General features: G+C 71.7%; 17 protein-coding genes. 2 read left to right on the forward strand and 15 right to left on the reverse strand.

The genetic code is table 11. The features are described 5' to 3' along the window. Position 1 precedes the first annotated feature (1 nt). The 3 genes from ACJ5H2_RS10240 to ACJ5H2_RS10250 all read right to left on the reverse strand — a co-directional run bounded on the left by ACJ5H2_RS10240 (position 2) and on the right by ACJ5H2_RS10250 (position 3243). Positions 2–748, reverse strand: a complete 747-nt coding sequence (locus ACJ5H2_RS10240) for a polyprenol monophosphomannose synthase (protein ID WP_408899619.1) — start codon at positions 746–748, stop codon at positions 2–4. A 28-nt stretch (positions 749–776) separates the two neighbouring features. Further along, a complete protein-coding gene (gene lnt, locus ACJ5H2_RS10245; protein ID WP_408899456.1) occupies positions 777–2360 on the reverse strand; it encodes an apolipoprotein N-acyltransferase in 1584 nt (527 codons plus the stop codon). Between the two features lie 418 nt (positions 2361–2778). Then, positions 2779–3243, reverse strand: coding sequence for an Lrp/AsnC family transcriptional regulator (locus ACJ5H2_RS10250; protein WP_408899457.1), 465 nt, complete (start codon positions 3241–3243; stop codon positions 2779–2781). Between the two features lie 27 nt (positions 3244–3270). On the opposite strand from ACJ5H2_RS10250, the gene ACJ5H2_RS10255 reads away from it, so the two are divergent. After that, positions 3271–4200 (forward strand): 5'-3' exonuclease H3TH domain-containing protein, encoded by a 930-nt coding sequence (locus ACJ5H2_RS10255; RefSeq protein ID WP_408899458.1) that lies wholly within the window; start codon positions 3271–3273, stop codon positions 4198–4200. Positions 4201–4293: 93 nt separating this feature from the next. Here the strand turns inward: ACJ5H2_RS10255 and ACJ5H2_RS10260 are convergent, their stop codons facing one another. From ACJ5H2_RS10260 to pafA, 8 genes are all read right to left on the reverse strand, one after another. Continuing rightward, a complete protein-coding gene (locus ACJ5H2_RS10260) occupies positions 4294–7080 on the reverse strand; it encodes a DEAD/DEAH box helicase (RefSeq protein ID WP_408899459.1) in 2787 nt (928 codons plus the stop codon). Further along, complete coding sequence (locus ACJ5H2_RS10265; protein WP_408899460.1) at positions 7077–7946, reverse strand: diacylglycerol kinase; 870 nt, start codon at positions 7944–7946, stop codon at positions 7077–7079. Before ACJ5H2_RS10265 ends, ACJ5H2_RS10260 begins: the two co-directional genes overlap by 4 nt. Continuing rightward, entirely contained in the window at positions 7946–8782 is an 837-nt protein-coding gene (gene tatC, locus ACJ5H2_RS10270) for a twin-arginine translocase subunit TatC (RefSeq protein WP_408899461.1), read from the reverse strand. Before tatC ends, ACJ5H2_RS10265 begins: the two co-directional genes overlap by 1 nt. Positions 8783–8784: 2 nt before the next feature. Beyond that, entirely contained in the window at positions 8785–9063 is a 279-nt protein-coding gene (locus ACJ5H2_RS10275) for a Sec-independent protein translocase subunit TatA (protein WP_408899462.1), read from the reverse strand. 58 nt (positions 9064–9121) lie between these two features. Further along, positions 9122–10132, reverse strand: a complete 1011-nt coding sequence (locus tag ACJ5H2_RS10280) for a helix-turn-helix transcriptional regulator (RefSeq protein WP_408899463.1) — start codon at positions 10130–10132, stop codon at positions 9122–9124. Positions 10133–10226: 94 nt separating this feature from the next. Beyond that, positions 10227–11189 carry a helix-turn-helix transcriptional regulator gene (locus tag ACJ5H2_RS10285; protein ID WP_408899464.1) on the reverse strand — a complete coding sequence of 321 codons (963 nt, stop codon included), beginning with the start codon at positions 11187–11189 and terminating at the stop codon, positions 10227–10229. Beyond that, complete coding sequence (locus ACJ5H2_RS10290) at positions 11170–12255, reverse strand: FKBP-type peptidyl-prolyl cis-trans isomerase (protein ID WP_408899465.1); 1086 nt, start codon at positions 12253–12255, stop codon at positions 11170–11172. The genes ACJ5H2_RS10285 and ACJ5H2_RS10290 overlap by 20 nt, the downstream gene beginning before the upstream one ends. Before the next feature lie 33 nt (positions 12256–12288). After that, entirely contained in the window at positions 12289–13650 is a 1362-nt protein-coding gene (pafA, locus tag ACJ5H2_RS10295; protein WP_408899466.1) for a Pup--protein ligase, read from the reverse strand. 44 nt (positions 13651–13694) lie between these two features. Here pafA and ACJ5H2_RS10300 point away from each other — a divergent pair, with 44 nt between their 5' ends. Continuing rightward, a complete protein-coding gene (locus tag ACJ5H2_RS10300; protein WP_408899467.1) occupies positions 13695–15125 on the forward strand; it encodes an FAD-dependent oxidoreductase in 1431 nt (476 codons plus the stop codon). Between the two features lie 45 nt (positions 15126–15170). Here ACJ5H2_RS10300 and ACJ5H2_RS10305 read toward each other — a convergent pair whose 3' ends face one another. The 4 genes from ACJ5H2_RS10305 to ACJ5H2_RS10320 are packed head-to-tail and all read right to left on the reverse strand — an operon-like array spanning position 15171 to position 18237. Beyond that, entirely contained in the window at positions 15171–16256 is a 1086-nt protein-coding gene (locus tag ACJ5H2_RS10305) for a hypothetical protein (protein WP_408899468.1), read from the reverse strand. A 48-nt stretch (positions 16257–16304) separates the two neighbouring features. Continuing rightward, positions 16305–17183, reverse strand: coding sequence for a proteasome subunit alpha (gene prcA, locus ACJ5H2_RS10310; RefSeq protein WP_408899469.1), 879 nt, complete (start codon positions 17181–17183; stop codon positions 16305–16307). Between the two features lies 1 nt (position 17184). Further along, positions 17185–18033 carry a proteasome subunit beta gene (gene prcB, locus ACJ5H2_RS10315; protein ID WP_408899470.1) on the reverse strand — a complete coding sequence of 283 codons (849 nt, stop codon included), beginning with the start codon at positions 18031–18033 and terminating at the stop codon, positions 17185–17187. A 6-nt stretch (positions 18034–18039) separates the two neighbouring features. Continuing rightward, positions 18040–18237: a ubiquitin-like protein Pup gene (locus ACJ5H2_RS10320; protein ID WP_408899471.1), complete on the reverse strand. Its 198-nt coding sequence runs from the start codon at positions 18235–18237 to the stop codon at positions 18040–18042. Between the last annotated feature and the right edge of the window lie 15 nt (positions 18238–18252).

Here is an 18252-nt window from a genome sequence, read left to right on the forward strand (position 1 = left end):
GTCATCGCGTCTGCAGCTGCCGTCCGGTCGCGATCCGCCGCTCGCCCCTCATCTGGGACCAGCGCTCGCGAAGACCCCACCAGGTGATCCGCTTGAGGGACTCCAGGGCGACCTGGCCGCTCATCTTCGACTCCCCGCGGACCCGCTCGACGAACTCGATCGGCACCTCTCGCACGGTGAGCCCGGCCCGCAGCGTGCGGGTGACCAGGTCGGTCTGGAAGACGTAGCCCGTCGAGCGGACCTCGTCGAGCCGGATCTTCTCCAGGGTCGAGCGCCGGAACAGCCGGAAGCCCGCGGTGGCGTCGCGCACGTCGATGCCGAGCAGCGTGCGGACGTAGAGGTTGCCCCCGCGCGAGAGGACCTCGCGCTGCCAGGGCCAGTTCACCACCGAACCGCCGGGCACCCAGCGCGAGCCGATCACGAGGTCGGCGTCGAGCAGGCCCCTGAGCAGGCGCTGGAGCTGCTCGGGCTGGTGGGACCCGTCGGCGTCCATCTCCCCGATCACGTCGTAGCCGGCGTCCATGGCCCAGCCGAAGCCGGCGAGGTACGCCGCCCCGAGGCCCTCCTTGGCCGTGCGGTGCAGGACATGGACCTGCGGATCGGCCGCGGCGAGCCCGTCGGCGACCGCGCCGGTGCCGTCGGGCGAGCCGTCGTCGACGACGAGGACGTCGACATGGGGCTGGGCGATGCGGACGCGCTCGATGATCCACGCGATGTTGGCGGCCTCGTTGTAGGTCGGGATCACCATCACCGTGCGGCCCAGGGTCGTGAGCTGGTCAGACAACAGGTGCCTCACTGGGGGTCGGGGACGGCGCGGGCCGCTCCTCGGTGGGGCCGGCCTGCGCGGGGCCATCGAACTCTCGCCTTCGACGGTACGCCACGGCACCCGACACGAGAGCGCCGAGCGTCAGGAGGGTGAACAACCGGGTGGGCCACGGTCCCAGCCGCATCGCCGGGGTCAGCGCCGCGCTGAGGCCGACCTCCTCCACCAGCACGGCGGTCGTCCGCGGCTCGGCGGACGCGACGACCGCCCCGTCGGGCGCGATCACGCCGGTCTGGCCGTTCGTCGAGGCCACCGCGAGCCAGCGGCCGGCCTCGATCGCGCGCAGCCGGGTGATGGCGAACTGCTGCTCGATCTGGTGGGTGAAGATGAAGCTGGCGTTGCTCGTCTGCACCGTGAGCAGCTCGGCGCCGTCGCGGACCTGCGGCGGCATGACGTCGTCGTACGCGACGTCGAAGCAGATCGCGTCGCCGAGCCGGACCCCGGCGACCCGCAGCGGCTCGGTGCGGGTCCCGCTCTTCATGTCCCGCGAGATCAGCGCCAGGGCGCCGAACGTCGGGTTCCAGAGGTCGCGGAAGGGGATGTACTCGCCGTAGGGCACCGGGTGGTGCTTGGTGTACCTGTCCCCCGGGCCGCTGACGGGGTCCCACACCACGCCCTGGTTGAGCACGTGGTCGGGCCCGTCGTCGACGAGACCGCCGACGACGACGGGCACGCCGGCGGCGGCGACGGCCTCGCGGATGCCGGCGTTGACGGTGCCGCGCTCGAAGGGGTCGACCGCGGTCGAGTTCTCCGGCCAGAGCACGAAGTCGGGGCGCGGCACCCTCCCCGCGGCGGCGTCGGCGGCCAGCCGGATCGTCGCGTCGACGTGGTTGCGGGTCACGCCCTCGTGGTCCCACAGGATGTCGTTCCCCGGCCCCGGGACGTCTCCTTGCACCACGGCGACCGTCGTCGTCCCCGACTCCTCGACGCCGTACGGCGCCACGGCGGGGGTGACCAGCACGGCCAGGACCCCGACGGTGGCGGCCGCCCAGCCACGCCGGCCCGTGCGGGTCAGCGCCGCCTCCCCGAGCCGCGCCAGGCAGAACCCGGCGAGGGCGAGCAGGAAGGACAGCCCCGTCATGCCGACGTACGCGACCGCCGGCGCCGCCGGGGTGTCGATCGCGGCGAACGCGAGCCGACCCCACGGCATGCCGCTGAACGGCCATCCACTGCGGACCGTCTCCATCGTCGTCCAGGCCGCGGCGAGCCAGAGCGGCCAGGCCGGCAGCCGCCGCAGCACCGGTACGGCGAGGCCGAGCAGGCCGTAGAAGAGCGCCTCCACGGTCGAGAGCGCCAGCCAGGCGTCGGGACCGATCGACGCGCGCATCCAGGAGATGTGGCTGAAGTAGAAGACCACCCCGAAGACCAGGCCGACCAGCCCGGAGCGCCTCACCGAGAGGTCGCGGGTGGCGAGCGCGTAGCAGGCGACGCCGAGGGGCAGCAGCCAGGGCAGCGCGAGCGGCTCGAACGAGGCGGTCAGCAGGCCGCCGCCGACGGCTGCGAGGCCGACAGCCGGGAGGAGGGGGCGCTGCACCACGGCGAGAGCCTACCCAGGGGCCGGCAGCGTGCAGGTGGCGGAAGGACCCGGCTCACCTTCGGACCATCCCGGCTCCCGACTGGCTGCCGACGCACGCGACGTTGTCTAGGGGGAACCGGGCCCTTCCGGCTCGCTCTCGAGGAGCGAACCGACCTCCGCGAACCGTCCCCGCGCGGAGCTGGTGCTACTCCGCCGACTTACGGCCACTCGGACGTCGGTCCGCCGGCCACGACCTGCACGAGCGAACGTCTCCGTACTTTGGTGACCCTCAACCATCCTGTCAACCGCCCGCTGACCTGCGGTGATACGCGTTCTCGCAGGTCAGCGCGGTGCCCTCGGACGCGAGATTCCCGTAAAAAAATCGCTTGCGCTCGGCGTGTCGCCGCACGACGCGCCGAGCGGCGTGCATCGCGCGCTGTCAGTGCCCGACCGGACGGTTCTCGTAGTAGGTCGAGAGCACGATGGTGGTCCGGGTCGACACGTTCGCCGCCGAGCGGATCCGGCCCAGCAGCAGCTCCAGTTCGGCGGGGGTCGTCGTCCGGACCTTGAGGACGTAGGACTCCTCGCCGGCCACGGACCAGCACGACTCGATCTCCGGGATGCCCTCCAACCGCTCGGGGCAGTCGTCGGGCTGGGACGGGTCGATCGGCCGGATCGAGATCAGCGCCGTGAGCGGGACGCCGATCTCGGCGTAGTTGACGGTCGCGCCGTAGCCGAGGATCAGGCCGCGCTGCTCGAGACGCTTGACACGCTGGTGGACCGCGGAGGTCGACAGCCCGGTGGCCCGGCCGAGGTCGGTGTAGGACATGCGTCCGTCCTTGGCCAGGAGCTCCAGGATCTGCCGGTCGGTGGCCTCGACCGCTGGATTGCTGCTCTGACTCACGCGCTCACCCTAATAGGCTGCGCCGTGATGACTGAGCGCCTTCTACTCCTCGATACGGCGAGCCTCTACTTCCGGGCCTACTTCGGCTCGCCGGAGATCCTCGCGCCGGACGGGACCAACGTGAACGCCGTGCGCGGTCTGCTGGGCTACATCGCCCAGCTGGCCGAGCAGTACCGGCCCAGCCACCTGGTCTGCTGCTGGGACGACGACTGGCGCCCGCAGTGGCGCGTCGACCTGCTCCCGACGTACAAGGCGCACCGGGTGGTCGCCGAGGTCGCCGGGGCGCCCGACGTCGAGGAGGTGCCCGACCCGCTCGAGGCCCAGGTGCCGGTCATCCGTGAGGTCCTCGCCGCCTTCGGCATCGCCGTCGTCGGCGCTCCTGGCTACGAGGCCGACGACGTCATCGGGACCCTCGCCACGAACGCCGGGATGCCCGTCGACATCGTCACCGGCGACCGCGACCTCTTCCAGCTCGTCCACGACGCCCAGGGCGTGCGGGTGCTCTACGTCGGGCGCGGCGTCGGGCGGCACGAGCGGGTCGACGAGGCGTGGGTGGTCGCGAAGTACGGCGTGCGCGCCGACCAGTACGCCGACTTCGCGACCCTGCGCGGCGACGCCTCCGACGGCCTCCCCGGGGTGAAGGGCGTCGGCGACAAGACGGCCGCGGTACTGCTCCAGAAGTACGGAGACCTCGCCGGCGTCCTCGCCGCCGTGGACGACCCCGCCAGCGACCTGGGCCCCGGCCCCCGCGCGAAGATCCGGGAGGCGGCCGGCTACCTCGCCGTGGCACCACGCGTGGTCGCCGTGGCCCGCGACATCGACCTCCCCCGCACGGGCCTGGAGCTTCCCCGCTCGCCTGCCGATCCCGACACGCTGGCCGGCCTGGTGGAGCGGTGGTCGCTCTCCTCGCCCGTCGAGCGGCTGACGGGGGTGCTGGCCTCGCTGTCCGCGGGCTGACCTTGCGGTTTGGTCCCAAACCGCATGCGACACGCCGAGAGACATGCGGTTTGGGACCAAACCCCGCACCGGACGGCGCCGTGCGTCCCCCGGCTACTCGGCCGCGACGATCCCCCGGCGCAACAGCTTGACCAGCTGCCGGGCGCTGTCACGGACGGGGGTGCCGGCTGCGGCGTCGGCGATCTGGCCCGCGAAGTCGATGAGCTGCTTCATCTGGCGCACGAAGTCGCCGGCGGTCTGGTCGTTGCGGGTGATGATCTCGTCGAGGTCCTGGCCCTCCGCCCAGCGCCACGCGGTCCAGGCGAAGCCGGCGTCGGGTCGGCGCAGGAAGTCCAGGCGGTGCTCGCGCTCCAGGCGCTCGAGGTCGCCCCAGAGCCGGGTCATCGCCTCGATGGTCGTGGCGATGGCGCCGCCGGGCACGCTCGGCGGGGCCTCCTCGGGACGGCGCGCCTCGTAGACCAGCGCCGACAGGACCGCGCCGAGCTGGGACGGGGTCAGGTCGTCCCACAGCCCCAGGCGCAGCGACTCCGCGGCCACCAGGTCGAGCTCGGAGTAGATCCGCATCAGCCCGCGGCCGCGGTCGGTGACCTCGTCGTCGTGCAGGTAGTCGAGCGCCTCGAGCACCTCGCAGACCCGGTCGAAGGTCCGGGCGACGGTGTTGGTGCGCCGCTCGATGCGATGGGCGAGCGTCTGCGCGTCCTTCTCGAGCTTCGCGTGCCGCTCGGCCCACCGGGCGTGGTCCTCGCGGTCCGCGCAGCCGTGGCAGGGGTGCTCCTTGATCCGCGCCCGAAGCGTCTGGATCTCACGGGCGGTGCCCTCGTCGACCGGGCCCCGCTCGGCCCGAGGCCGGGTGAGCGACAACGGGAGCGCCCGGACCGCCTCGCGCACCTGCTGGGCGATGTCCTTGCGCTGGTGCGGGTTGCGGGCGTCGACCCGCTTGGGCAGCCGGATCCGGGCCACCGGCTCGACAGGGGTCGGGAAGTCCATCATCGCCAGCCGCCGCCCCTGGCGCTCCGCGGTGATGACCAGCGGTCGGTGGCCGTGCTCGGACAGCCCCGGGTCCACCACGACGGCGGGCCCGGCGAACTTCCCGACCGGTACGACGATCACGTCCCCCGGGGAGAGCCGCTCGAGGGACGCCAGCGCCTCGTCGCGCCGGTCCTGGCGGCGTACCTTGCTCGCGGCCTTCTCCAGCTCCGAGACCCGGCGGCGCAGGCCCGAGTACTCCAGGAAGTCGCCGAGATGGCACTGGGCGGCCTGCGCGTAGCCCTCGAGAGCGTCCTCGGCCTTGCGCAGCTGGCGCGCCAACCCGACGACGGCCCGGTCGGCCTGGAACTGCGCGAAGGACTGCTCGAGCAGCTCGCGCGCCTGGTGGCGGCCGTAGGAGTGCACGAGGTTGACCGCCATGTTGTACGACGGCCGGAAGCTCGAGCGCAGCGGGTAGGTCCGGGTCGAGGCGAGTCCCGCGAGGTCGCGCGGGTTCATGCCGGGCTGCCAGAGCACGACCGCGTGGCCCTCGATGTCGAGACCGCGGCGTCCGGCCCGGCCGGTGAGCTGGGTGTACTCCCCCGGCGTGATGTCGGCGTGGGTCTCGCCGTTCCACTTGCTCAGCTTCTCCAGGACCACCGTGCGGGCGGGCATGTTGATGCCGAGGGCGAGGGTCTCGGTGGCGAAGACGATCTTGATCAGCCCGCGCAGGTAGAGCTCCTCGACGCACTCCTTGAACGCCGGCAGCATCCCGGCGTGGTGGGCGGCGACGCCGCGCGAGGCGGCCTCGAGGAAGTCGTGGTAGCCGAGGACGTGCAGGTCGGCCGAGGGCAGTGCGCCGAGCGCCTCCTCGACGTACGCGATGACCTCGTCACGCTCCTCCGGCGTGGTGAGCCGCAGGTTGGCGTCGAGGCACTGCTGGACCGCGGCGTCGCAGCCCGCCCGGCTGAAGATGAAGTCGATCGCGGGCAGCAGGTTGTCGCGCTGCAGGCGGTCGACGACGTCGAGCCGACCCGGGATCCAGATCCGGCGTCCGTTGCCGACGTTGCGGCTGCCGGGACCGCCCTGGCGTGAGCCCTTGGCGGTGCGGTGGCCCTTGAGGCGCGTCGAGGCCCAGTCGTCGCGGGCCAGCTTCATCAGCTCGTCGTTGACCGGCGCGCCCTCCCGGACGAAGCCCGCGGCGGCGTCGACGTCGGAGGAGGCGAACAGGTCGAGCAGGCGGCGCCCGACCATCACGTGCTGGAACAGTGGGACCGGTCGGCGCTCGGCGACGATCGTCCGGGTGGAGCCGCGTACGGTCTCCAGCCACTCGCCGAACTCCTCGGCGTTGGAGACCGTCGCGGACAGCGAGATCACCGAGACCGACTCCGGCAGGTGGATGATCACCTCCTCCCAGACCGCGCCGCGGGAGCGGTCGGCGAGATAGTGCACCTCGTCCATCACCACGAACCCGAGCCCGACCAGGGTCCGGGAGCGGGCGTACAGCATGTTGCGCAGCACCTCGGTGGTCATCACGACCACGGGCGCCTCGCCGTTGATGGTGGTGTCGCCGGTCAGCAGGCCGACGCGGTCGGCGCCGTACCGCTCCACCAGGTCGTGGTACTTCTGGTTCGACAGCGCCTTGATCGGCGTCGTGTAGAAGCACTTGCGGTCGGTCTCGAGGGCGAGGTGGACGGCGAACTCGCCGACGACCGTCTTCCCGGCGCCGGTCGGTGCGGCGACGAGCACGCCGTCGCCGTCCTCGACGGCCTTGCAGCCCTCGACCTGGAAGGGGTCGAGCGGGAAGGCGTAGCCGGCGGCGAAGTCGCGGAAGACGGGGTGCCCCTTGTCCTTGCGGTACGACGCGTAGCGCGCTGCCGGGCTCAGGCCGTCGTCGTGCTCGCTCGTGCTCATGCCCTCACCTGTACCCCGGCGGGCACGCTCTCGACCGTGAGGGGCAGGGGGCCGAACCTCTCGCCGTCGGCGTAGCCGACGATCCCCGGGCACGCGACGCTCACCCGCCGCACGCGGTGGCGCTCGAACTGCGGATGGCTCACGTGTCTCCCGTCGAAGAGGAGCGGATAGGTCCGGACCAGCTCGCGGCGGCTCAGCGGCTTGATGAGCACGACGTCGAGCAGTCCGTCGTCGAGCTCGGCGCCGTGCGCGATCCGCAGGCCGCCGCCGAAGGAGGGCCCGTTGCCGACGGCCACCAGCATCGCCTCCACCTGCCGCTCGACGCCGTCGAGCTCCAGGAGATAGCGCAGCGGCCGGAAGACCCGCAGCTCGGCGAGGGTGGCGAGGCTGTAGCGCAGCTGGCCCCGCGGCCAGCGCATCCGGTTGGCGCGCTCGTTCACGACGGCGTCGAAGCCCGCGGCGAGGACGCCGCCGAAGTAGCGCTCCCCGATCCGGGCCAGGTCGACCGTGCGCCGGGATCCCTCCAGGATCCGAGCGGCCGCGGCCGCACCGTCGCCCAGGGGCAGGTCGAAGTAGCGGGCGAAGTCGTTGCCCGTGCCGGCCGGCAGGATGCCGATCGGGACCGGCGTACCGGCGACGGCCTGGAGACCGATGTTGACCATGCCGTCCCCGCCGCACACCACCAGCACGTCCGGCCGCTCGGCGACCGCGACGTGCGCGAGGTGGGCCGACTCGTCGGCGTCGCGACCGGTGAGCACCGTCGTCCGCCAACCGGCTCCGTGGAAGCGCGGGAGCGCCTCGTCGCGCATCCGGGCGCCTCGCCCCTTCCCCGCGGTGGGATTGGTGAGGATGACCGCGCGGGGCATCAGAGAGGGCTTGCCTGGTCGGGCGAGAGGCCCGCGTTGATCGACGTCCGCTCCCGGCGACGGTCGTTGAGCCGCGCGATGACCTCGGAGAGCAGGAAGAGCACGATCATCGGGACGGCCATGAACGTCATCGTGAACGGGTCACCCGAGGGGGTCATCACGGCCGCGAACACGAAGGTCCCCACGATCATCCACGGCCGGTGCGCACCGAGAGTCCTGCCCTTGAGCACGCCCGCCATGTTGAGCAGGACGACGAAGACGGGGATCTCGAAGGCGATGCCGAAGCCCAGCAGGGTGCGGCTGAAGAAGGTGAGATAGTCGTTGAACTCGACCAGGTTCTGCAGCTCGTCGGGGTTGAGGCCGATGAGCAGCTCCAGCCCCTTGGGCAAGGTGACGTAGCCGAGCACGATGCCGCCGACGAAGAGCGGCCCCGCGATGACCGCGAAGATCCCCGTCCAGCGCTTCTCGTTGCGGTGCAGCCCCGGGAGGACGAACGCCCAGATCTGGTAGAGCCACACCGGGCTGGAGCCGATGAGCGCGGCGAGGCCGCACAGCTTCAGGTAGAGCAGGAAGCCACCGGCCGCGCCCGAGGTCGTGGCCTCGGTGGAGCCGTCCTTCAGCCGCTCCTGCGCCGCGAGATAGGGGTCGAGCACGAGCTGGAAGAGCGGGTCGAAGAAGAACAGCGCGACGCCGAAGGCGACGAGCACGGAGAAGCCCGCCTTCAGGATCCGCGCGCGCAGCTCCCGGAGGTGGTCGGACAGCGCCATCCGCCCGTCGTCGCCAACGGGATGGACCGGCTTTCCGATGAAGAGCTTGAGGAGACCGGAGACGGCCAAGGTCAGGCGTTGTTCTCGCGGCGGTCGTCGACGATCTCGCCCTCGGTGACGTCGTCGAGCCGCGCCTCGCCGGCGGCGTTGAGCTCCGCCGTCGTACCGGTCGCGGGCGGCGCCTTCTTGTCGTCGTCGCGCAGGCCCTTGGTCTCGGCCTTGAAGATCCGCAGCGCCTGTCCCGTGCCGCGCGCGAGGTCGGGGAGCTTGGCTGCTCCGAAGACCAGGATCACGATCGCCAGGATGATGAGCCACTCGGCTCCCTGGGGCATTCCGATCAGGGGAAACATCGGCGGGACCAACTCTCGATCATCGGACGGTACGGACGGGGCCCATGCTACGCCCTCGTCACTGGTAGAGCCTGAGCGTCTCCCGCGCCCGGGCGGTGAAAGTCTCGGTGAACTCTGCGGGACGGACCACCCGGGCGTGCGGTGCGAGCCGCAGGAGCAGCCGGGTCAGCCACCGGCGGTCCACCACGACCAGGTCGACCTCCGCCGACCCGTCCTGCGCCACCCGGACGTCGCGCATCGGGTAGTAGTCGGTCGCCCAGCGCGCCTCGGGGTCGAGATGCAGGGTCACGACGGTGGCGTCGGGGGTGGCGTCGTCGGTGAACAGCCCGTCGCTGAGGTCGCGCGGCGCACGGGCGGGCGTCTCGGCGGCGCTCGGGAGGAGCTCGGCCTTGGTGATCCGGTCGAGCCGGAACAGCCGGTCCGCTCCCGCCCGGTGGCAGAAGGCGTCGAGATAGGAGAAGACCCCGTGCGACACGACGCCGTACGGGTCGACCACCCGCTCCGACTCCTCGTCGCGCGAGGGCACGAAGTAGAGCAGGCGCAGCTGACATCGCGAGGCGACCGCCTCCTCGACGAGCGCCGTCAGCTGGGCGACGACCACCTGCTGGGCGTCGCGTGGCGACGGCGTGATCTCGACGTGCGGCGCGCCCGCGGCCGCCTCCAGCTTGGCCAGCACCCGGTCGACGAGCTCCGGGGTCGCCCCGGCCGCACCGGAGTCCCGCAGCATCCGCAGCGCGACGATCATCGCCGACGCCTCCGTCGCGCTCAGCCGCAGCGGGCGGGCGAGGTACTCGGCGTTCTCCACCCGGATCACGCCCTCGCTGACCGGGCTCCCCTCCTCGGTCACGATGGCGTCGAGGTCGACGTCGATGAGATCGTCCGGGAGCCCCCCGGGCAGACCGCACATGAAGAGCACCTTGAGGTCCTGCACCACCTGCTTCGGCGTGGTGCCGAGCAGGTTCGCCGCCTCCTCGAGCCGGACGCCGTCGCGGTGGTGCAGGAACGGGACCAGGGTCAGCAGCCGGGCGACCTGGTCGCGGGCGCCGGGGGCGGGGGTGGCCCGGCTCATCGGGGGGCTCCGTGAGGGTGCGGTTTGGTCCCAAACCGCAACGTCGTACGGCGTGTCGTTGCGGTTTGGGACCAAACCGCACGATTCACCGCGCTCACGCGACCGCCTCCCGCAACCGCGCCACGACCTGCTCGCGTATGGCGGCCGGCTCCACGATCACCACGTCGGGACCGTGCGAGAGCACCTCGTCGGCCAGTCCCTGCGTCGGGCGAGCGAGAACGAGGCGGTCCCAGCTGGTGCGGTCGTCGGGGCCGGGCACTCCGGTCTCGATCCGCTCGGCGGACCGGCGCAGGCCGTGGCCGGCGCCCTCGCGGACGAGGACCACCGCGGTGGTGGTCGGCACCGGCGGCGCCATCCGTCGGGCGATCTCGCGCACGTCGGTCTCGGGCTGCACGTCGTAGGCACCGGGCGGCCCGACCAGGCGCACCTCGCCGCGAACCCGGGACAGCCGGAAGACGCGCTCGGCGTCGCGGTCGGCGTCATATCCGACGAGGTACCAGCGACCGGAGTAGCGAACCACGCCCCAGGGCTGGACGCGCCGACGCATGGGCGCATCGCTGTCGGGCCGCTGGTAGTCGAACTCGATGGCGTTGCGCTCGCACACCGCGACCCAGCACCGCTCGAAGGCGGGCTCCTCCGCGGTCAGCAGTGGCCGCGCGATCTCCAGCGCGTCGAGGTCGACGTCGATCCCGGCGGCGGTCAGCTTGCGGACGGCGTCGGTGGTGGCCTGCGCCATCGTCGCGTGCTGCCACACGCGCGAAGCGATGCCGACGACCGCGGCCTCCTCCGGGGTCAGCTCGACGTCGGGGAGCGCGAACGCCTCGGGCGGGATCCGGTAGCCGACCTCGTCCTCGAAGAGGGGGTCGATGGTCGCGACCTCGATGGGTACGCCGAGGCTGCGCAGCTCCTCCTTGTCGCGCTCGAACATCTTCTCGAAGGCGTCCGGTCGGGAGTCGGGGTAGAGCAGCTCCCGGATCCGCTCCTTGGCGATCGGCCTGCGCTGCACCAGGAGCATGATCAGCAGGTTGAGCAGGCGCTCACTCTTCGGTGCTGGCATCCGGGCTCTGCTCGGGGCTGGGGGTCGCCTCGTCGCTGGCGGTGGGGGCCGGCTCCGGCTTCGGCTCCGGGTCGGCGGCGTCGAGGATGTCGACGACGAAGTACAGCGTGGAGTTGGCTGGGATGTCCTCGCCCTGCGCCTGGTCGCCGTAGCCCAGCTTCGGCGGGATCTGGAGGAGCACCCGGCTGCCGACGGGCAGGCCGACCAGGCCCTTCGACCAACCCTTGACGACCGATGCCTCCTTGCCGCCGACGACTGCCTCGAGTCCGCGGCCGTCGGCGTAGCTGGTGTCGAACGGCTTCGCCCCGCCCGGGATCTGACCGAGATAGCTGACCAGGATGGTCTGGCCCTTGGTCACGACCGGGCCGGTGCCCTTGGTCAGGGTGGCGACCTCGAGCTTGCCGCTCGGCTTCGGGGCGTCGGAGAAGTCGAGGCTCGCCGGCAGTCCTCCCTCCTCGACGATCGCGGGGGCCCATGCCGGGGCGGGCTCCTCGGCGCCCTCGGGGCCGGCGATGCCGACGATGTCCGCGACGTAGAGCATGCCGTCCTCGTTGCCGATGTCCATGCCCGCGAGGAGGGTGGCCGCCTGGCTGCCGAGGTAGTCGCCGAAGGCGACGTCGCTGCCCACGGTCACGGCGATCCGGCTGCCGACCTTCTGGCCGGCCTCGATCTGGTCGGCGAACCCGAGGGAGAGCAGGTCGGTCAGGGTCTGCGGCTCCTTCTCGGCGCCGACCTTGACCAGGGCGCTGAGCGACGTAGCGGCGTAGCTGTCGTAGGCCACCTTGTGGGTCCAGCCGTCGGCGAGAGTGAACTCGACGCGGACGACGTCGCCCTTCTTCAGGGTCTCGCCCTCACCCTCGGTGAGGACCTTCGCCGCCGGCTTGCCGGCCGTCATGGTCGCCTTCCAGTCCAGCTCCGGCGACTCACCGACCGGGCCGCTGATGTCGACGGCGTCGAGGCCCTTGACTTCGTCGGAGTCGGATCCGCCGCAGGCCGCCAGGGTCAGGCTGGCAGGCAGCAGGATCGAGAGGACCAGCACGGAGGGACGTCGCAGGCGCTTCAGCACGCGCAAACCCTACCGACTACCCGAAGGCGTGTGTCACATGCCGTCGATCAGGCGTTGCACCCGCTCGTCGTACGCACGGAACGGGTCCTTGCACAGCACCGTGCGCTGCGCCTGGTCGTTCAGCTTCAGGTGCACCCAGTCCACGGTGAAGTCGCGTCGCCGTTCCTGGGCCCGCCGGATGAACTCGCCGCGCAGTCGCGCCCGGGTGTTCTGCGGAGGCACCGACTTGGCCTCGAAGATCCGCAGGTCGTTGGACACGCGGGCGACCGCCCCGCGCTTCTCGAGCAGGTAGTAGAGCCCTCGGCCCCGGTGGATGTCGTGGTAGGCCAGGTCGAGCTGCGCGACCCGCGGGTGGCTGAGCGGCAGGCCGTGCTTGGCGCGGTACCGGTCGATCAGCTTCCACTTGATGACCCAGTCGATCTCGCGGTCGATGAGGCCGAGGTCGTCGGACTCGACGGCCTTGAGGCTGCGCTCCCACAGGTCGAGGGCCCGCTCGACCACCGGTGTCGAGATGCCCCGGCGGTCCACGAAGTCGCGGGCCTTGGAGAGGTACTCCCCCTGGATGTCGAGCGCGCTGGCCTCGCGGCCGTTGGCGAGGCGCACCTTGCGCCGGCCGGTGACGTCGTGGGAGATCTCGCGGATCGCGCGGATCGGGTTCTCCATCGTGAGGTCGCGCATCACCACGCCCTCCTCGATCATCCGCAGCACCAGGTCGCACGAGGCGACCTTGAGCATGGTCGTGGTCTCGCTCATGTTCGAGTCCCCGACGATCACGTGCAGCCGCCGGTACTTCTCGGCGTCGGCGTGCGGCTCGTCGCGCGTGTTGATGATCGGGCGGCTCCGCGTGGTCGCGCTGCTCACGCCCTCCCAGATGTGCTCGGCGCGCTGGCTCACCGAGAAGCTCGTCCCGCGCGGGGTCTGGGTGACCTTGCCGGCCCCGACCATGATCTGCCGGGTCACCAGGAACGGGATGAGTACGTCGGCGAGCCGGCTGAACTCCCCCGCGCGGCTGACGAGGTAGTTCTCGTGGCAGCCGTAGGAGTTGCCGGCCGAGTCGGTGTTGTTCTTGAACAGGTAGATCTCGCCGGCGATGCCCTCGTCGTGCAGGCGCTGCTCGGCATCGAGCAGGAGGCCCTCGAGCACCCGCTCCCCCGCCTTGTCGTGCGTGACCAGCTCGGTGACGTCGTCGCACTCCGGTGTCGCGTACTCCGGGTGGCTCCCCACGTCGAGGTAGAGCCGCGCGCCGTTGCGCAGGAAGACGTTGCTCGACCGCCCCCAGCTGACGACCTTGCGGAACAGGTAGCGCGCGACCTCGTCGGGGCTGAGCCGCCGCTGTCCGCGGAACGTGCACGTGACGCCGTACTCGTTCTCGATCCCGAAGATCCGACGGTCCATGTACGCACATTACTGCCGCGGCCCTCATCGGGTACCGAAGCGCCATGAACGCGCCGGACGACTTCAACCTCCGCCCCTCCGCGAGCGCCCCGGTCTGGTTCGACCGGCCACGCCCCGGGCCGTTCCCGCCGCTCACCGGACGGGTGTCGTACGACGTCGCGGTGGTCGGCGGCGGCGTCGGTGGCCTGCTGTGTGCGCTCCTCCTCGCGCGGGGCGGCCGGTCCGTCGTCGTCCTCGAGGCCCGGCGGATCGGCGACGGCACCACCGGGCACACCACCGGCAAGGTGAGCCTGCTCCAGGGCACCAAGCTGAGTCGGGTGATGCGCACCAACCCGCCGTCGACCGCCCGCCGCTATGTGGAGGCGGGGCGCGAGGGCCAGGCGTGGCTGCGGCGCTTCTGCGACGAGCACGGCGTCACGACCGAGACCCGACACGCGACGACGTACGCGACCACGAAGCTCGGGCTGGTGCGAGCCGAGAGCGAGCTCGCGGCTGCTCGGACGGCGGGCCTCGACGTGGAGTGGACCGAGGAGACCGAGCTGCCGTACCCGGTCCTCGGCGCGGTCCGCCTCGAGGACCAGTTCCAGGTCGACGCCATGGACCTGCTCCGTGCCTTGGCGCGCGAGGTGACGAGCGAGGTCGGCACCATCCACGAGTCGACCCGCGTCGTGTCGATCGACCGGTCGGACGACCGCGTGACCCTGGCCACCGACGGCGGGGCGGAGGTGCGGGCGGGCGCCGTGGTCGTCGCCACCAACCAGCCGACGCTGCTGCGCGGTGGCTTCTTCGCCCGCCTCCAGCCGCAGCGCTCGTACGCCGCGACCCTGGCGGCCGCCGACTGGGCCCCCGCGGGCATGCACCTGTCGTCGGACCGCGAGGTGCGCTCGTTGCGCTCGGTCCGGTCCTCGGACGGCGAGCCGCTCGTGATGGTCGGCGGGTCCGGGCACGTCACCGGGCGCGGCTCGGCCGCCGATCGCCTGGACCGGCTGCTCTCCTGGGCGCGCGAGACCTTCCCGGGGTCCGAGCTGCGCCACGTCTGGTCTGCCCAGGACCAGTCCCCCGCGGACGGCCTGCCGTACGTCGGTCCCGCCGTCCCCGGCGACCACCGCATCCAGGTGGTCACCGGCCTGGACAAGTGGGGCCTGTCCACGGCCCCTGCCGCCGCCCTGCTCATCGCGGCCGACCTCCTCGGCGGCCACCCTCCGGCCTGGGGCCGCGCCCTGCGCGCCTGGACACCGCGCGAGGCACTCGCCGCCGGCCGGACTGCCCTGTTCAACGCCGAGGTCGGCTGGCAGATGGCCTGCGGACACGCCGCCCGGCTCCTCCCCGGCGAGAACGCTCCGCTGTGCACCCACCTCGGCGGCGTACTGCGGTGGAACGACGCCGAGGCATCCTGGGACTGCCCACTGCACGGGTCGCGGTTTGCGCCGGACGGGTCGGTGTTGGAGGGGCCGGCGACGAAGCCGTTCGCCTGAGGGTCCCTGCGGTTTGGGACCAAACCGCAGGAAATCCGGGCCTGGTCATGCAGTTCGTGCCCAATGCACGGGGTCGGTCGACCGATGCCAGCGGTTCATCACGCGCTCTCGCCCGATCTCCGAGTAGAGCGAGTCGTCGATGAGCGCGCGCCATGCGCGCAGGCGGCGCGCCTGGTGCGGTCGGTCGAGCAGTCGGTCGAGCTCATGCATGAGGACCGCCGCATGGTTGACCAGGTCGTCGAGTGTGAATCCGCGTCGGACGTACGCCGTGTCGGCCAGTGCGCGCTCGCGGCGCAGGTCTCGTCGGTGGACGTTCTTGTCACGGTGGATGGCGCCGTCGTACTCATGGATGCTCGTCGTGCCGACGACGAGCAGGTCGGCGCGACACAGGAAGCGTCCGCGGTCGTCGTGGATGTCGACCTGCGACCTGGTCGGCACATCCATCACTCGGTGGAAGCACCGCAGCAAGGTCTCGCCAGCGGACTCCGACCTGGCGTCCCGGCTGCCCCACACCTCCCTGAGGCGACGCGTCCCGGGACGCCTCGAGGCGAGCACCTCCTGGATCTCGGCGTCACTGACGTCGCCGCGACGGACGGCCGAGTCCACCAGGATGGCGAGGTCGAGGTCGCCGAGGTCCCGGGCTGCACGCAAGAGGATCTCGGCAGGCGCGTCGACCCGGAGTCCGTGAACCATGCGCACCTCGGATTCGTGGGTGAGGCGCGAGCAGACCAGGCCCGGTCGGCGTGGACGGTTCGCCGAGCGCACAGCGGCGAAGTGGGGCACCTGCTCGGGGATCGCGGGAAGGTTCCAGCCGAGCAGACGCGCCCCGGTCACATGGGTGAAGGCCGCATCGGCAGGCAGCACGAGCCGCAGGGCGGCCAGGTCCTTCAGGAAGTTGCCCCACGCCTCGAGATCGGGCGTCTGAGGTCGGTACAGGCCGTGGGAGACGCGTTGATGGCCGGCGAGGCGCACCTCACCACGAATGGCGCCGTCCGGAGCGATCTCCATGTCCGAAGGGTCGGCGCAAGCCGCCCCCGGGATCAACCGTCGACTGGCCTCCTGTGGACAGACGCGGAGCATGGCTCGCCCGGTGGACACCGATTGGCCACAAACCGCAGGGATGAGTCCCAAGTTGATGCGGTTTGGTCCCAAACCGCATCACGTCCGACCACCCGCCCGCTACAGCGGCGGAGCGACCGGAGGCTCACCCGAGGGCGGCTCACCGGTGCCGGGGTCCTCGAGGGGGGCGACGTGCCCGGAGACCTGGTCGGTCGGGTCGGCGGGGTCGTCGGAGTGTGAGGGGACGGCGCCGGAGCCGGGTGCGCCGTCGTCGGGGAGCGGCGCGGCGTGCTCGGGGGTGCCGCGGGGGCCGAGGAACTCGGCGACGCGGGCGGGGCGCAGGCGGGCGAACTTCCGCGGCTGGGTGCGGGTCCGGTCCAGCACCGCGACCTCGAGGTCCTCCACGGGGATGACCCGGTCGCCGTCACCGGTGTGGCCGAGTGCGGCCACGGCGACGCTCAGCGCCTCGGCGAGCGGAGCACCGGGCGTGTAGTGCTCGGAGAGGTACGCCGCAACGGTCTCGCTGTCGCCACCCATGACGGCAAAGCCCTGCTCGTCGGCGACGCGGCCCTCGTAGGTGAGGCGGTAGATCTGGTCGTCAGCGGCGGTGGTGCCGACCTCGGCGACGAAGATCTCGACCTCGTAGGGCTTCTCGCCGCCGGAGGAGAAGATGGTGCCGAGGGTCTGGGCGTAGGCGTTCGCGAGGCCACGGCCGGTGACGTCGCGCCGGTCGTAGGCGTAGCCGCGCATGTCGGCGAGGCGGACGCCTGCGATCCGAAGGTTCTCGAACTCGTTGTAGCGGCCGACGGCGGCGAACGCGAGCCGGTCGTAGAGCTCGGAGACCTTGTGCAGCGCCTGCGAGGGGTTCTCGGTGACGAGCAGTACGCCGTCGGCGTACTGGACCGCTGCGAGAGACCGACCGCGGGCGATGCCCTTGCGCGCGAAGTCCGCCCGGTCCTTCATCAGCTGCTCGGGCGAGACGTAGAAGGGGGTGCTCATCTCAGATCTCCTCGCCTGCGCCGGGCAGCGGCGCCAGCGGTCCGTCGGGCCGGGCCATCCGTGCGCCCACCACCTGGTCGGCGAGGCCGCCGATCGCCGCCTCGTCGAGCTGCACGGCGCCGTCGGCGGTCACGACCCACACGATCGGGAAGATCCGGCGGGTCAGGTCGGGGCCGCCGGTGGCGGAGTCGTCGTCGGCGGCGTCGTACAGCGCCTGTAGGCAGACCCGGACGGCGTCGTCGGCCGAGAGGTCCTCGCGCCACAGCTTCTTCAGCGCGCCCCGCGCGAACAGCGAGCCGGAGCCCACGGTGAAGAAGGAGGCCTCCTCGTGGCGGCCACCGGTGACGTCGTAGCCGAAGATCCGGCCGACGCCGCTGTCGAGGTCGAAGCCGGCGAACATCGGGACGACGGCCAGGCCCTGCATCGCCATGCCGAGGTTGGCGCGGATGAGGGCGGAGAGCCGGTTGGCCTTGCCGTCCAGGGACAGGATCGAGCCCTCGATCTTCTCGTAGTGCTCGAGCTCCACCTGGAAGAGGCGCACCATCTCGACCGCCAGGCCGGCAGTACCGGCGATACCGACGACGGAGTACTCGTCGGCCGGGAAGACCTTCTGGATGTCGCGCTGGGCGATCACGTTGCCCATCGTGGCGCGGCGGTCGCCGGCCATCACCAGCCCGCCGGGGAAGGTCGCGGCCACGATCGTGGTGCCGTGCGGAGCCAGCTCGGCGGCGCTCCCGGCCGGCAGAGACCGGCGGGCAGGGAGCAGGTCGGGCGCGTTCTCGGCCAGGAAGTCGCTGAAGGAGGAGGTCCCGGGGCGCAGGAAGGCGCCCGGGATGCGTGCGTCACTCATCGGCGGCTACTCGCCGCCCTTCTGGATGAACGACTTCACGAAGTCCTCGGCGTTGGTCTCGAGGACGTCGTCGATCTCGTCGAGGATCGCGTCCACGTCGTCGTCGAGGGCCTCCTTGCGCTCGGCGACCTCGGCCTCGGGGGCGACCTCGGTCGTCTCCTCGGCCTCGTCCGACTTGCGCGGCTGCTTCTGCTCCTGAGCCATGACGACAGCCTATCC

The sequence above is a fragment of the Nocardioides pymetrozini genome, from assembly GCF_046058985.1.
Lineage (GTDB): Bacteria > Actinomycetota > Actinomycetes > Propionibacteriales > Nocardioidaceae > Nocardioides.